Source organism: Cohnella ginsengisoli, from assembly GCF_029525555.1.
GTDB classification, from domain to species: domain Bacteria; phylum Bacillota; class Bacilli; order Paenibacillales; family Paenibacillaceae; genus Cohnella; species Cohnella ginsengisoli.
The window spans coordinates 248,281-269,639 of sequence record NZ_JAPDHZ010000008.1 but is presented as its reverse complement, the minus strand read 5'-3'; the positions used below and the strand labels follow the sequence as shown (position 1 = coordinate 269,639).

16 protein-coding genes and 2 pseudogenes are annotated in these 21,359 nt (G+C 59.7%); 13 read left to right on the top strand and 5 right to left on the bottom strand.

Going from position 1 to position 21,359, the window contains the following annotated elements:
- Positions 1 to 214 precede the first annotated feature (214 nt).
- From OMP38_RS32035 to OMP38_RS31980, 13 genes and pseudogenes are all read left to right on the top strand, one after another.
- Complete coding sequence (locus tag OMP38_RS32035) at positions 215 to 2,650, top strand: heparinase II/III domain-containing protein (protein WP_277568661.1); 2,436 nt, start codon at positions 215 to 217, stop codon at positions 2,648 to 2,650.
- Between the two features lie 235 nt (positions 2,651 to 2,885).
- Positions 2,886 to 4,085, top strand: a complete 1,200-nt coding sequence (locus OMP38_RS32030) for a stalk domain-containing protein (RefSeq protein ID WP_338130738.1) — start codon at positions 2,886 to 2,888, stop codon at positions 4,083 to 4,085.
- A gap of 131 nt (positions 4,086 to 4,216) precedes the next feature.
- Complete coding sequence (locus OMP38_RS32025; RefSeq protein ID WP_338130716.1) at positions 4,217 to 5,212, top strand: carbohydrate ABC transporter permease; 996 nt, start codon at positions 4,217 to 4,219, stop codon at positions 5,210 to 5,212.
- Between the two features lie 43 nt (positions 5,213 to 5,255).
- On the top strand, positions 5,256 to 6,848 hold the full coding sequence (locus OMP38_RS32020) for an ABC transporter substrate-binding protein (RefSeq protein ID WP_277568660.1): 1,593 nt from the start codon (positions 5,256 to 5,258) through the stop codon (positions 6,846 to 6,848).
- Between the two features lie 179 nt (positions 6,849 to 7,027).
- Positions 7,028 to 7,846, top strand: coding sequence for an ABC transporter permease (locus tag OMP38_RS32015; RefSeq protein ID WP_338130715.1), 819 nt, complete (start codon positions 7,028 to 7,030; stop codon positions 7,844 to 7,846).
- A 47-nt stretch (positions 7,847 to 7,893) separates the two neighbouring features.
- Positions 7,894 to 9,013, top strand: a pseudogene (menC, locus tag OMP38_RS32010) (o-succinylbenzoate synthase).
- 25 nt (positions 9,014 to 9,038) lie between these two features.
- Positions 9,039 to 9,281, top strand: a complete 243-nt coding sequence (locus OMP38_RS32005) for a hypothetical protein (protein WP_277568659.1) — start codon at positions 9,039 to 9,041, stop codon at positions 9,279 to 9,281.
- A 52-nt stretch (positions 9,282 to 9,333) separates the two neighbouring features.
- The gene (locus OMP38_RS32000) at positions 9,334 to 9,993 is read left to right on the top strand and encodes a nitrilase-related carbon-nitrogen hydrolase (protein ID WP_277568658.1); all 660 of its coding nucleotides are present in this window, start codon (positions 9,334 to 9,336) and stop codon (positions 9,991 to 9,993) included.
- A 50-nt stretch (positions 9,994 to 10,043) separates the two neighbouring features.
- The gene (locus OMP38_RS31995; protein WP_277568657.1) at positions 10,044 to 10,871 is read left to right on the top strand and encodes a GNAT family N-acetyltransferase; all 828 of its coding nucleotides are present in this window, start codon (positions 10,044 to 10,046) and stop codon (positions 10,869 to 10,871) included.
- Positions 10,868 to 11,899 (top strand): annotated as a pseudogene (locus tag OMP38_RS31990) (amidohydrolase); the annotation flags it as partial. The gene OMP38_RS31995 and the pseudogene OMP38_RS31990, both read left to right, overlap by 4 nt.
- Positions 11,856 to 12,077, top strand: coding sequence for a M20/M25/M40 family metallo-hydrolase (locus OMP38_RS36495; RefSeq protein ID WP_420869788.1), 222 nt, complete (start codon positions 11,856 to 11,858; stop codon positions 12,075 to 12,077). The pseudogene OMP38_RS31990 and the gene OMP38_RS36495, both read left to right, overlap by 44 nt.
- Before the next feature lie 124 nt (positions 12,078 to 12,201).
- Complete coding sequence (locus tag OMP38_RS31985) at positions 12,202 to 14,076, top strand: cache domain-containing protein (RefSeq protein ID WP_277568655.1); 1,875 nt, start codon at positions 12,202 to 12,204, stop codon at positions 14,074 to 14,076.
- Complete coding sequence (locus OMP38_RS31980) at positions 13,976 to 14,455, top strand: helix-turn-helix domain-containing protein (RefSeq protein ID WP_277568654.1); 480 nt, start codon at positions 13,976 to 13,978, stop codon at positions 14,453 to 14,455. Before OMP38_RS31985 ends, OMP38_RS31980 begins: the two co-directional genes overlap by 101 nt.
- A gap of 959 nt (positions 14,456 to 15,414) precedes the next feature.
- Here the strand turns inward: OMP38_RS31980 and OMP38_RS31975 are convergent.
- The 5 genes from OMP38_RS31975 to OMP38_RS31955 form a co-directional block, all read right to left on the bottom strand.
- Positions 15,415 to 17,775 (bottom strand): glycoside hydrolase family 2 protein, encoded by a 2,361-nt coding sequence (locus OMP38_RS31975; protein WP_277568653.1) that lies wholly within the window; start codon positions 17,773 to 17,775, stop codon positions 15,415 to 15,417.
- Positions 17,776 to 18,053: 278 nt separating this feature from the next.
- The gene (locus tag OMP38_RS31970) at positions 18,054 to 18,875 is read right to left on the bottom strand and encodes a carbohydrate ABC transporter permease (protein WP_277568652.1); all 822 of its coding nucleotides are present in this window, start codon (positions 18,873 to 18,875) and stop codon (positions 18,054 to 18,056) included.
- Entirely contained in the window at positions 18,872 to 19,834 is a 963-nt protein-coding gene (locus OMP38_RS31965; protein WP_277568651.1) for a carbohydrate ABC transporter permease, read from the bottom strand. Before OMP38_RS31965 ends, OMP38_RS31970 begins: the two co-directional genes overlap by 4 nt.
- A gap of 22 nt (positions 19,835 to 19,856) precedes the next feature.
- On the bottom strand, positions 19,857 to 20,963 hold the full coding sequence (locus OMP38_RS31960; protein WP_277568650.1) for an ABC transporter substrate-binding protein: 1,107 nt from the start codon (positions 20,961 to 20,963) through the stop codon (positions 19,857 to 19,859).
- A gap of 1 nt (position 20,964) precedes the next feature.
- Positions 20,965 to 21,249, bottom strand: coding sequence for a hypothetical protein (locus OMP38_RS31955; RefSeq protein WP_277568649.1), 285 nt, complete (start codon positions 21,247 to 21,249; stop codon positions 20,965 to 20,967).
- Positions 21,250 to 21,359: the final 110 nt, after the last annotated feature.

The window sequence follows — 21,359 nt, the reverse complement described above, 5'->3', positions numbered from 1 at the left end:
GCTTCGTGAAGCAGCGGCAGCTCAGACATGTAATTCCCGTCCGAGGCTGCCGCTTTTTTTACGCGAGCGCCCATTAAGTCCATAGGGGAGAGGATGAAGCGCATGATCGATTCGTCGACCGGGACTCCTGAAGAAGTGGATCTCGACGCTTTTAGCTTGGGCCATGTTAGGAGGCCTCTTATTCGGATTCGCTCCGCAGAAGGCGGAAGCGGCGGTGTCGGACGTCACCGTGCAATTGACGGACAGCGATGGGGACCCGCTTGCGGGCGCGACCGTCAGTTATTACGACGCAGGCTGGCAAACGTTCGGCACGACCGACGCGACGGGGGCTGCCACGAAGTCTTTGACGGAAAAAACGTATACGTTTCATATCGAGTATGAGGGAACCTATCTAGAAAAGGCACAGGATACCGGCGCCGATCCGCTCGTCGCCTTCCAGACGGTGAACGTGCGCGCGCAGTTGAAGGACAGCCAAGGTAACCCGTTGGAGGACGGCGTCGTTTCTTATTATGGCGCGGGCGGGTGGAAAACCTTCGGCAACGCTACCGGCGGCGAAGTCGGCAAAGAGCTTCTCCCAGGAAATTATACGTTCCATATGGATTATGAAGGAACGCGCATGGATAAGGCGCAGGATACCGGCGCGGATCCGGTCGTCGTCTTTCAGACGGTGAACGCCCGCGTGCAACTTAAGAACAGCCAAAATAATCCGTTGAGCGGAGGCGTCGTGTCCTATTATGCGACCGGCTGGCGGACATTCGGCACGACCGTGAACGGCGAAGCGAGCAAGCAGCTGCTGCCGGGCTCGTACACCTTCGCCATGAATTACGACGGCACGACGACGCAGAAGGCAGGCGATCTCGCCGCCAGCCCGATCGTACTGTTCCAGGTGCAGACGTCAGGCGTCGTAGCCCCTAAGCAATCCGGCCAGTACGATCCGATCCCGGTGCCGCCGAGCGATCGCCCGCGCGTGCTGGTCAACAACCAAACGCTGCCGGCGCTGAAGGCGAAGCTCGCCAATCCGGCGTTCAATGCGGTATGGACAACCATCAACGCCAAAGCGCAAATTCAAAAGTCGGGCAACTTTCCGCCCAGAAGCAGCACGGCAAACACCAATATCGACGCAAGCACGGTGGACGTCATGAAGGCGAACGCGATCCGCTATCTGATCTACGACGATGCGGCGGCGGGTCAAAAAGCGGTTCAGATCGCCGTGAATATGGCGAACACGGTGCAATTCAACCCGGACCGCAGCAATTCGACGACCGTTTTTAACGTAGCCAGAGAGATTGGAGACTTGATCTTCATCGAATCCATCGTCTATGACTGGTGCAACTCGCTCATGGATGAGACGCAAAAGGCGGCCATCCGCCTAGGGCTCGATACTTGGGTCAGGAACGGCCTGGAGTACAACTATCCGCTGGATAACAATCAAAAGGTGATCATCGCCGGACATGCGAACGGCGAGGTGCACCATCAGTTCAAGCTCGCGATGGCGATCGCGCTCTACGATACGAATCCCGAGTACTACGAGGATATCGCAGACTTTCTCCTAAACAAGACAATGCCGGGGTTTAACGTCATGCTGGACGCGGAGATGCCGTTCGAAGGCCCAGCCTACGGAGACAACAGGCTCAAGTATATTATGCTGGGCAACGAGCTGTGGAAGGCGATCGGCGTCCATCCGCTCACGGAGAAGGCGGGGCTCGCGCTCGACCGGGAAGTATATACCCGCCGACCGGACGGCTATATCATGACGGAAGGCGACGACTTCAATACCATTTACAAAACGCCATGGACGAGAACGGTCCACGGGAATATCACGAGCATGATCGCAGGCAGCGTTTATAACAATCCGAGAGCGCAGTACGAGTTTTTAAAGCAAGGCGTTAAGGAGAACGAGCTGTACTACCTTCTGTTCTACGATCCGAACGCCGCGTCGCAATCCGTATACGACACGCCGCTGTCCCGATACTTTCCCGCGCCGTACGGCTCCATCGTGGCGAGGACGGGCTGGGACGAAGGGCAGGACTCCAAGGCGGTCGTCGCCGTCATGAATATCGGCGAGCGCACCCAGACCAACCACCAGCATGCCGACGCCGGCGCCTTCTCGATGTATTATAAAGGCTATCTGGCGGTCGACTCCGGCATTTATTCCGGATTAAACCCGGTAAACGGCGCGGCAATGGAATACGGCAGCGTACATGACCTGGAATATCACAAGCAGTCCATCGCGCACAACGTCGTGCAGATCGAAGATCCGGCCGCCCTGGAGCAGGGAACCTATTCCCCGTCCAATCAGCTCTATCTGGACCGCATCCCCAAGTCGGTCGAAGAGTGGAATACGGATCCCCCGCTACCAAAGAGGCACGGTCCTTTCCCACGCCATCGGGGACGACGAGATGTATCCGGATTACTCTTACATCAAAGGGGAGCTGAGCGAGGCCTACGGCAAGTCGAGGACCGACAAGTACACGCGAAGCATGGCCTTCCTGAACTTCAAGGACGACGCGCGTCCGGCCGCGATGGTCGTGTACGACAATATCGACACGCCGAACGCGAACGCGGAGAAAAGATGGCTGCTTCACTCGGCCTTCGAGCCTGCGGTCGACGGCAATCGCTACACCAGCGAAGTGACGGAGCGCGGTTATGACGGCAAGCTGGTCACCGATACGCTGCTGCCCAAGATCGACGATCTGAACGTCGAGAAAATCGGCGGCCCGGGATGCGTAAACGAGATCGACGGTAAATGCGAATTCGAGGTCGACGGCGTCAACAAGCCGATTAAGCCATACAATGCATCCAACATCGCCGTCGTCGACGCCGGAAAGTGGCGGCTTGAGGTTTCCAGCGAGACGGCCACGAACCAAACGCGGTTTTTGAACGTGATGCAAGTGATGGATGCCGTGGACGGTCCCGCGCCGCAAGATGTGCATTATTCCGAGACCGACGATTATGCGGGCGCCAGAATTCAAGACCGCGTCGTCTTTTTCGCGAAGGACTTCGAACTGACCGATCAACAGGCGACGATCGCCTTCACGGGCGAGGCGAACCAGACTTACAAGATTCTGGTGACCGACCTCGAGGACGGATACTGGACGGCCGTGAAACAGGGCGAGACCGCTACAGCGAAATACCAAGCCGTACAGGAGGGCAACTCGATTTACTTCGAGGGCACGCCCGGCACCTACACGCTACAGAAAGCAGATGCCAGTCCGCTTCCGCTCGCTGGCGAGGTGCCGTCGGAACCGGCGGGGAGAAAGATCCGCGTCCGGATCGACGCGCAGGGGCTGGATCTGGATGTCCCGCCCGTGCTGAACAACAATGTCGTGATGGTGCCGATGAAAAACGTGTACGAAGCGATGGGCATGACGGTGAGTTGGAACGCTGCCACCCAAACGGCGACGGCGACCAAAGGCACGTCGACGGTCCAGTTTACCGCGGGCAGCAATATCGCGAAGGTAAACGGCGCGAACAAGACGATGGACGCGCCCGCGACAGGCTTGGACAATCAAATGCTGATTCCGCATACGTTCATTCCGCAAAGCGGCTTGCGATTTGCAGTCGCCTGGGATGCCGTAGACCAAGTCGTCGGCATCACCTGGACGGGGCCGTCCGCGAAGCTGCAATTCCAGGAGCAGGCGCTCGCCCCCGTGAACCCGATTCCGATCGCCGATTTGAAGGAAATCAAGTACAAAAGCTTCAGAGCGACGCAATCGGCGCAAAATGTGTGGAAAATGTTTGACGACATCCCGTCTGATCCTTCGCGTTGGTCCGGCGACAAGGCTGCCCATGTTATCTTTGACTTTGGAAGCGCCATTCAGCTCGAGCGGTTGGACGCGACCGTATTCAACTGGGGACAGACGCGATCCAACAAGCTCATGATCTCCGTCTCGCAGGACGGCGACGCCTGGACGAACGTGTATGGCGGCGTTACCGCGCCAAGCGGCGACGGCCATACGGATACATTCAATTTCCCGTCAGTGAGCGCCAGATACGTCAGAGTGGCCGTATTCGGTTCGCCGGACGCGACCGTGAACCCGGATTTCGTATCGTTCTCCGAGCTGAAGTTCTTCGTGGAGAAGTAGAAACGCGGAAAATGCCGTACTTGGAGCCCTTGCTCCGGCGCGGCATTTTCTCTTTTTTTATAAAAAAGTGCAGGGTCAAACCAATCCGTTGAGAGGCATTTCGCAAAAAAGTGTAAGGTTTTTACCGGTTTGTGAAGTATACAGCGGACGATTCCGGCGGCTACGATAAGATTCAGGAACCGGTCATCCTGCCTAACGTCGCAAGCTGGAGGAGTTCGATGGCGCTTAAGCCCGCTACTGAAAAATACGTCTTTAATATCGTCGGCTATGCGTGGGTGTCCATCTTCGCGGCCTTGTGCCTGATTCCGTTTCTAATGATCGTCGTCGGCTCCTTTACGGAGGAATCCCGCATCGTAAAGAACGGATACAGCCTCTTTCCCGGCGCCTTGTCCTGGGACGCCTACCGGTTCATCTTCGATAACCCGGCGCAGATCGTCTCCGCGTACCGGGTCACCATCCTGGTCACGGCCTCCGGCACGCTGCTCGGCCTGTTCGTATCCGCGATGACGGCGTACGTGCTCCAGCGCAAAGACTTCGCGCACCGGAACGTATTCGCCTTCTACTTCTTCTTCACCACGTTGTTTTCCGGCGGTCTCGTCCCTTGGTATATCCTGATCGTGAAGTATCTGGGATTGAAGGAATCGATGCTCGCGCTGCTGCTGCCGCCGCTTCTCAACGTGTTCTATATCATCATCCTGCGAAGCTTCATCAGCTCCACGATTCCCGACGCGATCGGCGAATCCGCCAAGATGGACGGCGCAGGCGACTTTCGGATCTTCCTCGCTATTATCCTGCCGCTGGTCAAGCCGGCGCTGGCTACCATTGGCCTCTTCATCGCGCTGAACTATTGGAACGACTGGTATCACGCGATGCTGTTCGTGAACAAGGAGCCTTTATTTCCGCTGCAATACTTTTTTATACAAAATATTAAGCAGCATCGCGTTCGCGAGCTCCTCGGTCTCGCAGAGCTCGGTCGCGATCGATACGCCGAAGGAATCGTTCAAGCTGGCTATGACGGTCATCGCAACGGGACCGATCGTGCTGCTCTATCCGTTCGTCCAGAAGTACTTCATCCAGGGCCTCACGATCGGCGCCGTCAAAGGGTGACACCGGCTGCCGCCGGATGACCATATAAGCTTTGTTAACCATCACTGGGGGGAGGATTTATCGATGAAAAACGTAAGGGGACTCATGGCGATCGGCTTGGCGGCCACGATGGCCGTCATGGCGGGCTGCTCGTCCAATTCTTCCAACGCGTCCAACGAGCCGGCTTCGCCTGGCGCAAGCGCGGATTCGACGGCCAGCGCGACTGCGAGCGCAACCGCGGCGCCATCGGCGGAACACAAGCCGGATACGTCCAAGGCGGTCGCGCTGAAGATGTATCTGATCGGCGACCCGCCGAAGGATCTCGGTCTCGTATACGACGAGATCAACAAAAAGATGAAGAGCGATATTAACGCGACGATTGAACCGATCTTCCTTTCCTGGGGCGATTACTTGCAGAAGTACCCGCTTCTTTTCGCGACGGGCGAGGACTTCGATCTGGTATTCTCCGCCGACTGGGTCAAGTACGGCGCGCAAGCGGACAAAGGCGCGTACCTCGAGCTTACGCAGGAGATGCTCGAAACCTACATGCCGAAGACGGTTCAAGAAATGCCGAAGGACGCCTGGGATCAGGTGAAGGTGAAGAACAAGATCTATATGGTGCCGGCTTCTACAAAGGAGTTCTCCCATACGGTCGTCGGGGTTAGAGGGGATCTGCGGGAGAAGTACAATATTCCGCCGCTCAAGACGATGGACGACTTCGAGAAGTATCTCGACGCGATCGCGAAGAACGAGCCGGGTCTGGTGCCGTTCGACGAAGGCGTGAACGGTTATGCGTTGTTCGACCAGCTGGTCTACACCAAGTTAACGCCTAAGTTCATCATCAGCAACTCGCTCGTCACCGTCGACCTCAAGGACCCCTCGGGCAAGCTGGTCGACATTGCGCAGACGCCGGAGTATCTGGCGTTCGCCCAAAAGATGGTCGACTGGAACAAAAAGGGGTACTGGTCCAAAAACGCGATGGTCAACAAGACGCTGATCAAAGACGCGTTCCTGGCCGGCAAGAGCGCATCCATGGCCAGCAATATAACGAATATGAGCCAAGCCGTCACGACGGCGAATCAGACGCACCCGGAATGGAAGGTCGAGATGTTCGACCTGTACAACGGAGCGCCGACCTACGTCAACCCGTACGTCGGCGGCGGCATGTCGATCAACGCCAATTCGAAAAATCCGGAGCGGGCGCTGATGGCGCTGGAGCTGCTGCGCAACGACGAGGAATATTTCAACCTGACGACCTACGGCATCGCGGGCAAGCACTACGAGCTGACGGATGACAACCGGATTCGGGAGCTCGGAGGCGCGGAGTCCGGCTTCAAGATCGATTCGGCGTCGCCATGGGGTTGGAGAACGCCGGCGATGGTCAAACCGCTCGTCGATGAGCCCGCAGAAGTGGCTGCGATCAGAGCGACGTGGGAAAAAACGGCGGTCACGAATCCGCTCCTTAACTTCGTATTCGATACGACGAATGTGAAAAACGAGCTGGCGGCGATCAAGAACGTTAGAGATCAATACATGCTCCCGATTACGTTCGGCGACGTGAGCGATCCGGCAGAGGCGATCAAAACGCTGAACGCCAAGTTTAAGGAGGCGGGCCTCGATAAGGTCAAGGCCGAGGCGCAGAAGCAGATCGACGAATTTTTGAAAAATAACCAGTAAGGCGGGCGAGAAGCGAGAGAGACCCCGGTCGATGGCGAGCCGCCTCTCTCCTTTTCGGTTAACGGAGGGGATTACCATGCGCGCCAAAGGCTTTCTTGGCGATCTGCTCAGGAATCGCACGCTCTATTTGATGATTTTGCCGGCATTCGTTTTTTTTCCTTGTCTTCTGCTATGTGCCGATGGCGGGAATTATCGTTGCGTTCAAGTCTTACTCTTACAGAGACGGTATTGTAGGAAGTCCGTGGGTCGGTCTGGAAAACTTCCGGTTTTTCTTCGAATCCGGCAAGGCCTGGCTCGTCACGAAAAATACGGTCATGTACAACTTCATCTTTATGATCGTCAACAACGTGCTCGAATTGACGTTCGCGATCGTGCTGTTCGAGCTGGCAGGAAAGTATTTTAAACGATTTTTGCAGTCCGTCATCTTTTTGCCGTACTTCATCTCCTGGGTGGTGGCCGGGGCGATCGCCTACAACCTGTTCAACTTCGAGTTCGGCGCCGTCAACACGCTCCTTGAATCGATCGGGCTCTCTCCGGTGAACTTCTACAATACCCCGGGCCTGTGGCCTTATATATTAGTGTACTTCAGCGCTTGGAAAACGGTCGGCTACGGAACCGTCGTCTATCTGGCGAGCATCGCCGGCATCGACACGGAAATGTACGAGGCCGCGAAGATCGACGGCGCCAGCCTCATGCAGCGGATTATCCATATCACGGTGCCTTCCGTTATGCCGACGATGATCATTCTGCTGCTGCTCAAAGTGAGCCAGATCGCCAGAGGCGACTTCGGCATGTTCTATCAGCTGATCGGCAGCAACGGGCTGCTCTACGACAAGACCGACGTCATCGACACGTTCTCTTTCCGTGCGCTCCTGGATCTGCAGGAATTCGGCATGGCCGCGGCTGTCGGGTTGTACCAGTCCGTGCTGTGCTTCGCGATTATTATGATGACCAACGTAACGGTGAAGAAGGTCAGGAACGAGAGCGCATTGTTCTAAGCGGCGGTTGATCGTCGCGAATGCAGGATCAAAGGAGCAGGTTGCCGATGAAAATCGAGCAAGTCACGTTAAGACGAATTCAAGTCCCGCTGCAAGCGCCGTTCGAGACCAGCTTCGGGCGGATGGACCGGAAGGATTGCGTCATCGTCAGCGTACATGGCGACGGGGCGACCGGATACGGAGAAAGCGTCGCTTTCGCGGCGCCCTACTATAACGAAGAAACGACGGATACGGTCTGGCACATGCTCGAACATTTTCTGGTCCCGGATTTGCTGAGCAAGGGAGTGAAGGGTCCGGAGGATGTCTCGGCATTGTTCGCGCCCGTCCGCCGCAACCATATGGCGATCGCGGCGATCGAGACGGCCGTATGGGATTTGCATGCGAAACAGAAAGGAATCTCGTTGGCGCATGCATTGGGAGGCGACAAGCGGGAGATCGAGGTGGGCGTCAGCATCGGAATCGAACCTACGGTCGACCAGGTCGTCCGGAACGTCGAGCGATTCGTGGAGCAAGGCTACAAGCGAATCAAGGTGAAGATCAAGCCGGGGTTCGATATCCGCTTGGTCGAGGCGATCCGCAAGCGGTTCGGCGACGAGCTGCCGCTGATGGCGGACGCGAACTCCGCCTATACGCCGGGTGATCTGCCTATTTTGAAAGAACTGGACAATTACAAGCTAACGATGATCGAGCAGCCGCTTGCGCATGACGACATCATCGCGCATGCCGCGCTGCAGCGGGAGCTGCGGACGCCCGTATGTCTGGACGAGAGCATTCATACCTTGACGGATGCCCGTCATGCCATCGACCTCGGCAGCTGCCGGATCATGAACGTCAAGATCGGCCGGGTCGGCGGGTTGGCGAATGCCAAGCGCATTCACGATCTTTGCCAGGAGCGGGGCATACCGGTTTGGTGCGGCGGAATGCTCGAGCTTGGCATCGGCCGGCTTCATAATATCGCGCTGTCCTCGTTGTCCAATTTCTCCATCCCGGGGGGATGTCTCGGCCTCGAGCCGATTCTGGCAGCAGGACATCGTCTCGCCGGGCATCGAGATGGTTCGGCCGGGCGTCATTGCCGTTCCTGCGGGAGCGGGGATCGGTCACGAAGTGTGCGAGCAGTCCCTGGAGCGACTGACCGTCAAGAAGATGACTCAAATCAGGAGCGCTTAAGCGCTGGGGGAAAGGGAGTGCCTGCATGTCCCGATACGTGAAAATAAGCTGTATGGCGCCGCCTAATAAAGAGGTGGATGCCGGGCTGGGTCTGGAAGATATCGTGCTGCAAATGATAGCAAGGTGGGAAGAGCGGCTGCAGCAGGTGCTGCCCGAACGGCCGGATCTCATCGTACTGCCCGAGTGCTGCGACGATCCGGCCTACGACGGGATGCGGGCGGAATGGTTGGACGATTACTATCGCTATCGGGGGGAATCGGGTTCGTGACTTCTTCTCGGGAATCGCGAGCGCGCACCGGTGCTATATCGCCTACTCCGCGATGATCGAGATGCCGGACGGCACCTTCCGCAATGCGACGCAGTTTATCGACCGCGACGGAGAGCTATGCGGCGTTTATCACAAAAATCATATTACGATCCGGCAGAAGTCGACGTCCGACACGCTGTACGGGAAAGAAGCGAATGTGATTCAGACGGACTTTGGCCGCGTGGCTTGCCTGATCTGCTTCGATATCAACTTCGATGAATTGTTGGATGCGTATGCGAGGCAAAAGCCCGACGTGATCGTGTTTTCTTCCGCTTATCACGGAGGCCTGATGCAGGCCTATCGAGCGTATACGTGCAGGGCGCATTTCGCGGGCGCGATCTGGCTGCCGGAACCGTGCTCGATCGTGAATCCCGTAGGGGAAGTCGTCGGAGAGAGCACGCATTTCTATCCCTTTGTGACCAGAACGATCAACCTGGATTGCGCGGTCGTTCACTACGACTTCAACAAGGCGAAGCTGGATGCGGTGAAGCGGAAGTATGGCGCTAAAGTAAAGATCAGCGATCCCGGGCGGTTGAATGCTTTCCTGATCTCGAGCGAGACCGTAGAATTCACGGTTCAGGACGTCGTGCGGGAGTTCGAGCTGGAGCTGTTGGACGATTATTGGGTCAGATGCCGGGCGGACCGTGCCAAGCCGGGACACCTGGAGCCTTAATGACAGACGGTTGAGAGAAGTTTGGCAAGGGGAAGGACGGGTAGAGAAGGATGGCGACAATGGATGACGGCAGCATTCATTATCGGTTAATTACAAACGTGAGCGAGCTCCATGCATGCGTGAAGCTGCAGAAGCAAGTGTGGGGGCCCGACACGATCACCTCCATGCAGCAGATGCGCGCCGCGATCCTGCATGGGGGATCGGTCATCGGGGCTTTCTGCGGCGAGGCGCTCGTCGGATTTTGTTACGGCTTCGTCGGCTATGACGGCAGGGAGCCCTATGTCGGCTCGCATATGATGGCGATCGGGCCTGAATACCGCGACCGGGGAATCGGCATGCGCCTCAAGCTGGAGCAGCGGCTGTGGGCGATGGAGGCCGGGTACGGCAAGATCGTATGGACCTTCGATCCCTTTGAGTCACGGAACGGCTATTTGAATATCGTCAAGCTTGGCGGGACGGTGTCCGCTTATATTCCCGAGTTCTATGGGACGGATGGCGCCGGCTTTCCGACGGATCGCTTCGTCGTGACGTGGGACTTGTCGTCGGAGCGCGTCGTTCGCGCGATCGGGGGGCAGCAGGAGCGAACGGAGGACGTACCCGACTGTCCGCGCTTGTTGACCGTCGCGATGGCGGACGGGGCGTTGGCAGGCGTTGGCGATGCCGGCGAGACGCACCGGATCGGGACGGCGGAGCGCGTCAGACTGCCGATCCCGCGATCCGCGTCCAAGCTGAAGCAAGCTCGGCCTGAAGTATATAGGAATTGGCAGAGAGGCTTGCGCGAGCTGGCCACGGCCGCTTTTGCGCGGGGCTACCAAGTCGTGTGCTGCCATTCGTCGGAGCCCGAGGTTCAAGATTATATTCTTGAAATGAAGAGATGACGGAAGCGATGAAGGAACCTGCGAAGGAAGCCATCGCGGCATGGCTTCGCGCGAACCGGCAGGCGATGAAGAGTACCTACGCGGAATTGCATGCGATCGCGGAAGCGAGCTGGCAGGAGCATCGGACGACGCAGTATCTGCAGCGGGAACTGGAGAAGATCGGCATCGCTTATGACCGCTTCCCTGCGCATACCGGGCTCGTCGTTCGTTGGAAGGGAGGAGCGGGCAAAGCCGTCGATCCGAAACGGAAAGGCGCCGTCGTCGCGCTGCGCGCGGACATCGATGCGTTGTGGCAGCGGGTGGACGGGGTCGATCGGGCGAACCATTCCTGCGGTCACGATGCGCATATGACCATGGTGCTCTATGCGCTGGGGGCCTTGCAGGCGGCGGGATTCCAGCCGGTCCGCGAGCTGCGGGTGCTGTTCCAGCCCGCGGAAGAAGTCGGGGAAGGCGCGCTCAAGCTGATCGAGGCCGGTTGCCTGACGGATGTAGATTACTTGTTAGGCATCCATCTGCGTCCGGCAAAGGAGCTGGCATACGGCCGGGTGTCGAGCGCCATTTATCACGGCGCTTGCGCCGTATTGGAAGGGAGCGTGACTGGCCTTCAGGCGCACGCTTCCAGACCGAACGACGGCATCAACGCGATCGAAGCGCTGGCCGATCTGGTATCGGCCGTGCGCGCGGTGTCGAACGCTTTTGCCGCCGTGCCCGCCTCCTGCAAGGTCACCAAGCTTCGCGTGCCGAACGAGAGCAGCAATGTCATCCCGGACTATGGCGCTTTTACGATCGACGTACGCGCGCAGACGAACGAAGCGATGGATGCCTTGCTTCCCGAGCTGGAGCGGGCCGTTCATTCGATCGGCGTGGATTACGGCAGTCCGGCGGAGCTGCGTTTGAAGTCCCGCATGGCGGCGGCGCGTCCGGATCCTTATCTGGAGGCGCTGGTCGGAGCGGTCATATCTGACCTGCTCGGAGACGCCGGGCATGCCGAGCCGCCGGTGTCGCCCGGCGGGGGAGGATTTTCATTTTTATGCCCTGCGCAAGCCCGGGCTGCACGCCACCATGGTCGGGCTCGGCTGCGACTTGCTGCCGGGACTGCATCACCCCGATATGCAGTTCAATCTGGATGCCTTGGAGGTCGGGGCGGCGGTCTTGGCATTGTCCGTTGCGCGGATCAGCGGCGCGCTTGAAGAAGCGGGGCGCTGAGCGGAGCCGTCGCTATACGATTTGCATTCGCGTTACACTTTTTGCACATTCCCTTACCTGTCGCCGCGTTATTCATTATAATAATGAGCACATAACCCGCCCGACGAAGGAGCCTGGACTTCCGATGAATCCCGCCGAGGCCCGCACCTCCGACAAGCTCTATGCCAAGATTTTTCTCTCTTTTTGCGTTTGCATCGTCCTCACGATCGCGGCTTTGTCCGCCGCGTTGTATACGGGCTTTGAAAAGATCGCGCTCTCGAACATCTACGCTTCGGAGAAAAGCAGCTTGTCCCAGACGAGCTACGGCGCCAAATCGATGATCGACTACTCGACCAATTACGCGCTGCAGATCTATGCCGATCCCCAATTAGACAAGCTGCTTCATTATGCGTCTCCCGGCACCGTCACGGAGATGAACATGGCGATCAATCGGCTGAACACATACTTGAACGTCAATTACTCCTTTCATTCGATCTATATTTATAGCAAAAGCTCGAAGACGTTCTATACCGCCTCGATGTCCCCCGTCAACGCGGTACAGGCTTATCGGGACTTTTACGACGCGGATGCGCGGAGGCTGGTCGAGCGGTTCGGCGACTACAAGCGGCTCGCCCCGATCCCGCGGATCCTACCCGTCTCGACGCCCCTCCACGACCCAAAGACGGCCAACGTCTATACGTTCGTCTTCTACGATCTGCCGGGCGCGTCGCGCGACATCGACAACATGGTCGTGCTCAACGTGCCGGAGAGCTGGATGAAGGACGCGATCGCCAGCCTGGACCGCAATCAGGACGGATCGACGTTCGTCGTCGACGGCAAGGGTATGCTCGTGACCAGCACCCAATCGTTTCCGTTTCTCGAGAATTTGAGCGGCAAGCCTTACGTAAAGGAAGCGTTGAGCGGGTCCGCGATGCATGAGACCGGTTATTTCGTCGGCGACGTGGAGGGTGATCGCTCGCTTGTCGTCTATTCGAAGCACGAGGCGACCGGCTGGGTGTTCATGCGGGTGCTTCCGTACGACACGATCATGGGCAAGATCGATTCGATGAAGAAAACGGTGCTGATCGTCTGCTTTGTCATCCTGCTGCTCGGACTGAGCGTCTCCTTTTTTCTGTCCAGGTCGCTTTACAAACCCATCGAGAAGGTTCTGGCCCGGCTTAACGCGCTCATGAAGGAAAAGCGCAACAACGATTATCAGTTGAAGCAGAACTTTCTGCGCCAGCTGCTGCTTCATAGCGGGCATCGGTGGCAGCCGAATCTTGAAGCGGAGATGAAGGCGCTCGATATCGCGTTGGACCCCGCCGGCGATTATGTCGTCGTCTTGTTCGTGATCGACCGGTACGATGCGTTCGCCGGCCAATATCCGTTCAACGACCGGATGCTGTTGAAGTACGGCGTCATGAATATCGCCTCCGAATGCTTCGATGGGATTGGCGGGGCCCGCGAATGCGTCGATCTCGACGAGAAGACGATCGCCGTGCTGGCGAGCGGCGGCGCGCTGACGGAGACGTCGATCCGCAATGTCGTTAAGAGCGTCCAGGACTCGGCCGAGCGATACCTGCGCCTGTCGCTGTCCGCCTCCGTCAGCCGCATCGGCGACGGTCTGGCGGGCGTGTCCGACTTGTACGAGGAGGCGCGACTGCAGCTGGAATTCAAGTTTACGGAGGGCTACCGCTGCATCCTGCATGGCCGGCAGCACAGGCCGCAGGCGACCGCGGCCTTCATCTATCCCGCGGCGCTCGAGCACAACATGCTGGAGACGCTCAAGCTGGGCAAAGCGGAGGAGGCTAAAAAAGTGGTTCGCCGACATTGTCCGCAGCGTCGATCCGCCCGTTTACATCGTCTACAACATGCTGTTCAACCAGCTCGCCTTCTCGATCAGCTCGACCGCGGCCTATATGGACAAAGGCTCGGGACTGGCCGCCGAGTACGACTTCGGCGCCTTCGTCCAACGGATGCATCAGCTGGAGACGCTGCAGGATGTCCGCGATCATTTTAGCGAGCTGATCGACCAACTCTGCCAGGGCGTTAGGGAAAAGAAGAACAACGCGAAGCATGACAACCTGGTCGCCATGATCGACGAGATCGTCCGGCAGCAGTATGCGGACCGGGAGCTGTCGCTGTACAAGCTCGCGGAGCTGCTCGACATGTCGCCTGCGTACCTGGGACGCATCTTCAAGAAGCTCACGCTGAAGTCGGTTCCCGATTACGTGAACGAGTACCGCGTCGAGCGGGCCAAGGATCTGCTCGCGTCCACGCCTTGCTCGATCGAGGAGATCTCGCAAAAGACCGGGTACAACAACAGCACTTATTTCTACAAGGTGTTCAAGAAATATACCGGGCTGACGCCGGCGGAGTATCGGCAAACGGGGAGCTAGGAGAAGGGAACGAATCGTCGGGGGCGGCTAGTCGCCGAGGGCGGTTGGCCATAAGTGGCCTCTCGTATCGCGCAAGCGTGCGCGATAGGCAGGCGACAAGGGGGGGGCCGCGTCTACCGCAAATCTGCCTGATGCACCCTCGGGAAATGGACGTTCGCGCAAATATCAGGCGCTGCATGATGCGTTTTTACTTGATAGCCTTCTGCGAACACTCCGCTATTGCCGGACCATGCACAATTGCGCGATACGATCGGGACGTCGACAAATAGAAACGCAGTCATTGTCTCCGCTGCTTCGAGACGGGACAACAACTGCGCCGCGATTGTTACAAGAACGAATGGATGCCGCGCAGGCGCACCATGCCGAGCAGCTGTCCGACGGTCAGCGTCGCTTCGGGCTCGAAGCGGTCGCCTAAGGCATAGTTCAACAGCTCGCCAAACAAATACGCGGACTCGGGCCGCTTGAAGTCGGCCGGCGTTCGCCAAGCCAGCGTGGACACGAGCAGGCGGCCCGCTCCGACGCGCGCCTCGAAGACGGCCGCGAGCCGCTTGACGCGGTTGAAGTTGTCCACGATCTCCACGACCGGACGGATGCCCGGCGCCGCGTCCAGGCAGATGGCCGGCGTGCCGTTCAGCAGATGATACCATTGCCAGTCGGATCTTCCGTCGTGCGGGAATCGGCCGAGCGCCGGATGGTCCCGCACGATCGCGCCCATCGTGCCGCCCGCCTGCTCGGAGAACATCAGATAGTTCCAGAAGACGGGCAGGTACTTGGTCATGACGGCGTCGTACAGCTCCGACTCGCCGGCGAGCAGCAGTACGCTTCCGCCTGCGACGAGATGCTGCAGCACGTTGGTCGTCAGCCGTTCGACGATCGCGAGACGGACGCCGCGCCGCGCGGGATCGAGGCGGGGATCGAAGCGCGCGTTCGGCTCGTGGATCGCGCCGTACAGCACGGTCTTAAGTGCCGGCGCGCTGGTCCATACGGTCCCTTCGGCGTCCGAAGGCTTCGTTCGCGGGAACGACCAGAACGACCAGGCGTTGCGGATCGTTCCTTCTTCGGATGCTGCATCGTCGCTCTCCCAACGGACTTCGAGCACGATGCGGGCGGCAGCGCGATCCGGTCCGCATCCGACCTGCACCGTCCCAATCCCGGCGACTTCGCCGGCGCGCAATCCCGCGACTTCCAGCTGTCCGGCGCCGATTGTCTCGTCGCCTGCCGAGAGCCGCCAGGCCACGCGCCCTTTCAGCAAGGGCGCTTCGCCATAGTGGGAGACGAGGAGGCGGACGGGCATGCGCTCCCCCGGCGAACAACGTACGCCCGCGACAGGACATCAGCAGCACGGTCGGTCCGTTGAAATCCAGCACGCGCTCCGGCTCGATCGTCCCCTTGCTATCCCAAAATACGTCGAGCAGCCCCGTCGTCGCGTGGCCCTGACCGGGAAAATCGCGGATGTCGAGCAGCTGCACGCCTGCAGCGTCCGGCGTTCGACGTGCGCGCTCCATCGCTTCCTTAAGCGCCCGAGCCTGATGGCTGCCGGTCGCCTCAATGAACGCGGGTATGCGCGCCGCGAGTCCTTTGCCCGCTAACGTCTCCTCGATCGTCTCGAGCCAAGTCGGCCGGAGGACGCCGGTGTACTTGAACTTCTCCTCTGGGCGAGCGTACATCGCGAACTGCGCATGCTCATGCCCGATGACCGGCTTGGCGCTGAGGCTGGCGACTGCGGAAAAGTCGCGGTCCGTGGCGGGCATCGCGATCTCCTCGGTCTTGAGCGGCGCGTGCCAGTTGAATGAGGGGATGAAGAAGTCGCCCTCGCGGTCCTGCTCCGGGAGCTGCCCGAAGCCGGTGTTGTCCGTGACCAGCCGCGTCTGATCGAGCTCGCGCGCCAGCCTCACCAGTTCGTTCAGGCGCGGATGGCCGTTGTCTTCGACGAGCTCGTTGCCCATCGCGAACAGGACGAAGGACGGATGCGCGTTCAACTGCGCATAGATGCGCCTAAGCTCCGCCTCGAGGAAGGCGTCGACGTCGGCGGGCGGTTCGGCCCCGCGCGGCTGATAGTGCGCCGACCAATGCGGCAGCTCCGACTGCACGAGCATGCCCGCCTCGTCGGCGGCTTCCCAGAAAGGCTCCGGGGCTGTCCAGCCGTGCAGGCGCACGTGATTAAAGCCATACGACTTGGCGATGCGGAATTGGCGCACGTAATGCGCCTTGTCCCATACGGGATAGCCCGTAAGAGGGAAGATACAGCAATCGACGTAACCGCGCAGCCAGACAGGGCGGCCGTTCAACAGCAGCCGCTTGCCGTCGGCAGCGAGTCGCCGCAGTCCGGGCCGCCTTGTCGTCCCGTCCAGCATCCGGCCGTCTCGCACGAGCACGAACTCGGCGTCGTACAACTGCGGCCGGGCGTCGCTCCACAGCGCAGGCGCGTCGCCTAGCGCGCAGGTCAGCTCGGCGACGAATTCCGCCGATGCGGAGGCATGCGATTCGCGGGCGCTGCCGTTCTCGCCCGGCCCGGCGTTTGCGTCGCCGGCAGAGACGAACGTCGCCGCCGCGCGGAACGTCCCCCCGTCCGGCGCGCGAAATGTCGCGACGACGGCGTCGCCCGCCGCGATCTCGCCGCCGGCCGACACGCGGCAGCGGAAGAGGCCCGCCTCCGGATCGGGCGCGATCGAGACATCCTCGATCCGCGCGGGGGAGAGGCGCGCGAGCTTCACGCCACCCGTAATGCCGCCCCAGGCCGTGGCCGTATGGCGCGTATGGATATGGCTGTCCGCGAGCGGCAGCCGCATCCGGTTGTCCACGCGGATGGCGAGCGCGTTGTCGCCCTGCCGGATAAGGCCTTCCAACAGGTGCGTATGCGGTGCGGACAGGCTGTCTTGCCTGCCCGCATAGGCGCCGTTAACCCACACCTCCGTCGTCCAGCGCGCCCCGGCGATCGTCAGCATCCAGACTGCCGCGGACAATCGATCCGCGCCATCGTCCGCTCCGCCGACCATCGCGTTCGCCTGGCCGCCCGCCTCCGCGGCACTCGCTTTCCCAACGCCTTCCATCGCAGTTCCGACCACGTCCGCCGGCTCCTCGTCCCCGACGCTAAACGTCGTCCGATACCACGCCGCGCCTTCGTAATCGCGGACCTTGGTCCACGTATCGATCTGGCCGTACGGCGGCTCGTCTCCGTAGCCCTGCTCCTCCCAGGAGCCGGGCACCCGGATGACGCCTTCGCCGAAGGCGGCGTCCGGCGGCGGCGCATCCGCGTACCGACCGTCCCGATCGAGCAGGAACCGCCATTCCCCGTCCAGCTTCATCTGTCGTTCGTGCATCTGCATCGCTCCTTCACTCAGTTCCATCCAGTAACTTCAAGTAACTTCAAGTAAACTCGGTCAGAATAACTGCAAATGTGCAGATAATCGATCCGGTACGCCCGCAAGAAGAGGCCGTCCGGCGCGAATAACGGCATGAATGCAGTTATCGCCGGCCAGCCTCGACCTTTCGCGTGAAGTCGAGCGGTAGGGTCCTCATGCGGGCAAAGCGGCGCAGTACGGTCGGCCGGCCGCCATAGCGCAGGTACTCGGTACGTGTGTAGCGGCAGACGCCTGCCCTAACCCTTGACCGCCCCCGCGGTCAATCCCTTCATGAACGTTTTCGACCCCAGAATGAACAGGATCAGCACCGGCACGGTCGTCAGCGACAGCGCGAGCATGCGCGCCGCGTAGTCGGTGCGGTGGACGATACCGAGGTTCGAGATGAAGATCGGCAGCGTGTACCACTCCGACTTGTTGATCGTCACGAGCGGGAGCAGGTAGTTGTTCCACGACCACAGGAAGACGAGCGTAGCGAGCGTCGCGAGACCCGGCTTCATGATCGGCAGTACGATGCGGGCGAAGATGCCCGGCTCCGAGCAGCCGTCGATGCGCGCGCACTCCAGCAAGTCGTTAGGGATCGAGTCGCGGATGAACTGGACCATGAAAAACGCGCCGAACGGGAACGCCGCCCACACGAGGATGACCGGCCACAGCGTGTTGCCGACGCCGAGGTTGCGCATTTCGATGATGTAGCCGATCAGGCCGACCTGCGTCGGGACCATCATCGTGAGGACGACGAACGTCTGCAGCGCCTTGCGTCCGCGGAATTCGAACTTCGCGAGCGCGTAGCCGATGAGCGTGCTCGTCAGCGTCGCCAGGACGACGGACACGACGGACACGATCAGGCTGTTGAGGTAAACGCCCATGAAGTCGGCGGACATGACCGTCTTCAGGTTGTCGGCCAGATAGCCGCCGGGCGCGATCGGGATACCCTTGAACAGGTCCTCGTTGTAGTGCGTGCCCATGACGATCATGATGTAAAACGGAAATAGGGACAGCGCCGAGATGACGACGAGACAGATCCACATGAGCGTTTTGGCCGTTTTCGCCGCGTTCATCGCTTGTCCTCCTTCGGCGCCGTCAGGCGGTAGCTCAAGATCGAGAAAAACACGATGATGACGAACAGCGAGTAGGCGATCGAAGAGGCGTACCCGAAACGCGTATTGGAAATGAACGACTCGTCCACGAATTTCCAAATGACGGTAAGCGCCGTGTTGTCCGGTCCGCCGACCTGCGCGGAACCCGACCAGCCGCCGTACAGCAGCTTCGGTTCGTCGAACAGCTGCAGCCCGCCGATGACCGAGGTCACGACGAGGAATACGGTGATGTTGCGAAGCAGCGGCATCGTGATCTTGCGAAATGTATGCAGGCCCGTCGAACCGTCCATTTTGGCCGCCTCGTACACGTCCTGCGGAATGACCGTCATGCCGGCCATGAAGATGATCATGAAGTAGCCGAGATTGCGCCAAATGACCATCAAGGCGATGATCGCGCGCGAGCCCCAAGGGTCCTGCAGCCAGTAGAAGCCTTCCTGCAGCCAGCCGAACTTCGTCAGCAGCAGGTTGACGAGCCCGGTCTGCCAGTCGAACAGGTAGGAAAAGATGAAGCCGATCGCGACGGGCGTCGTGATGTACGGCAGCACGTTGATCGTCTGGAACAGGCGCTTGCCCCGCGTAAGCTGGAACGTCCAGTAAGCGAGCACGAGGCCGAGGATCAGCGTAAGGGGAATGAACATGAGCATCATGATCAGCGTGTTCCACAGCGACTTGATGAACAAGGGGTCGTTCGTCCATAGCTGGACGTAGTTTTTGAAGCCGATATACGTTTTCTCGCTAATGCCGTTCCAGTCATGCAGGCTCAGCACGAAGGAGTAGACGACGGGGTACAGCTGAAAAGCCGCATAAGCCAGCACAAACGGCAGCGCGAAAAGATAGGGCCACAAATGTGGCCCCCATCTGCGTTTGCGGGATGCGGCGGAGGTGGCGGCGGCCGGTGCGAGGCTTTGTTCCGCGTTCACGTTCATCCCTCTATTCTGTAGGTTACTTGACGGTCGCGTCGGACGCCTTGTTTTTCGTTTCTGCGATGAACTTCTGCAGCGCGGCGTCCGCGGTGACCGACGTATCCTTCGTCCAGAGCGGGTACAGCGCGTTGAACACGCCGTCCACGACCGAGTCATACTTCGACTGCGGCTCGCCCTTCATGTCGGGAACGATCTTCTCCATGAAATACTTTGCCAGGTTTTGGCCGCCGAAGAATTCGTCGTACGGTCCCGGGGCTTCGATCAGATCCTTGTGCGTCTCGTAGAACGACTTGGAGCCGGTCATGTTGCCGAACGTCTTGAAGTTGTAAGCCGAGCCTTCGTCCGACAGGTACGCGTACTGCACGAACGCCCAGGCCGCTTCCTTGTTTTTGCTGTCTTTATAAATGCCGACGGCGGTGCCGCCTCGCGTGAAGCCGCCCTCCGGCGCCTTGACGAGACCCCAGCGTCCCTTGCCGTCCGGATCGTTGGCGGAGATGTGCCACTTCGGTCCCCACGGCGCCATCGGGTAGAACATGAACTCGCCCTTGGCCATCGAGGCCGACCAGGCCGGCGTCCACAGCTCGTTTTTGCCGAGGATGCCCGCGTCGCGCATCTCGAACAGCTTGTTCAGCGGCTCCTTGACCTTGGCGGTCAGGTCGACTTCGGTGCCGTTCACGTACGGCGCGAAGTTCTGGCCCTTCAATGCGATGAAGGCGTCGCCGAGGCCGGGCATCATGAGCACCTTGCCGCCGCTCTTGTCCTTCAGCTCTTTGCCCTTGGCGATGAAGTCGTCCCAGGAGGAGATCAGCTTTTCCAGCTCGGCAGGGTCGTCGGTTCCCCAGTATTGCTTGGCGAGGTCGCGGCGGTAGGCGAAGCCGGCCGGCGTGATCGCCTGGTCGACCGCGATGACCTCGCCCTTGCCGTTGGAGATGTACGGCACGGTGAAGTCGAGCACCGAGCTCTTGTCGAAGTTGTACGGCGCGCCTTCGAGGTTGTCGAGCACGCCGAGATCGAACAGCTTGCCGCGGTAGGCGGATTCGCCGAGGATGACGTCCGGCACGTCCGAGCCGGAGGCGATGCCGCTCTGCAGCTTCTGCAGGTAGTCGTTCGGGTTGACGACGGTCACTTCAACCTTGATATTCGGGTACTTTTTTATTGAATTCCGCGATCATGCCTTTCTGGAACGCTTCGTCCCAATCCCATACCTTGACCGTGCCGCTGAGCTGCGTCGGATCGGCGCTCGCCGCGGGCGCGGAAGACGAGGCGCCAGCGCTGCTGGCCGCTGGAGACGAAGCGGACGGCGAGGCGCCGCCGTTTTCATTGTTGTTGCCGCCGCACGCCGCGAGCGCGCCGGAGAGCAGGAGCAGCGAGAGCGCGCCGGCTGTACGGCTTTTCGTGAGCAAGTGATTCACTTTGGATGGACCCCCCGATAGAACTTCGTTGTAAGTGCTTGCATGAATATCGTAACCCGGGGGGAGCCTGTCCGGATAATGCGGGAAACCGGCGATTTTGTATAAAATCC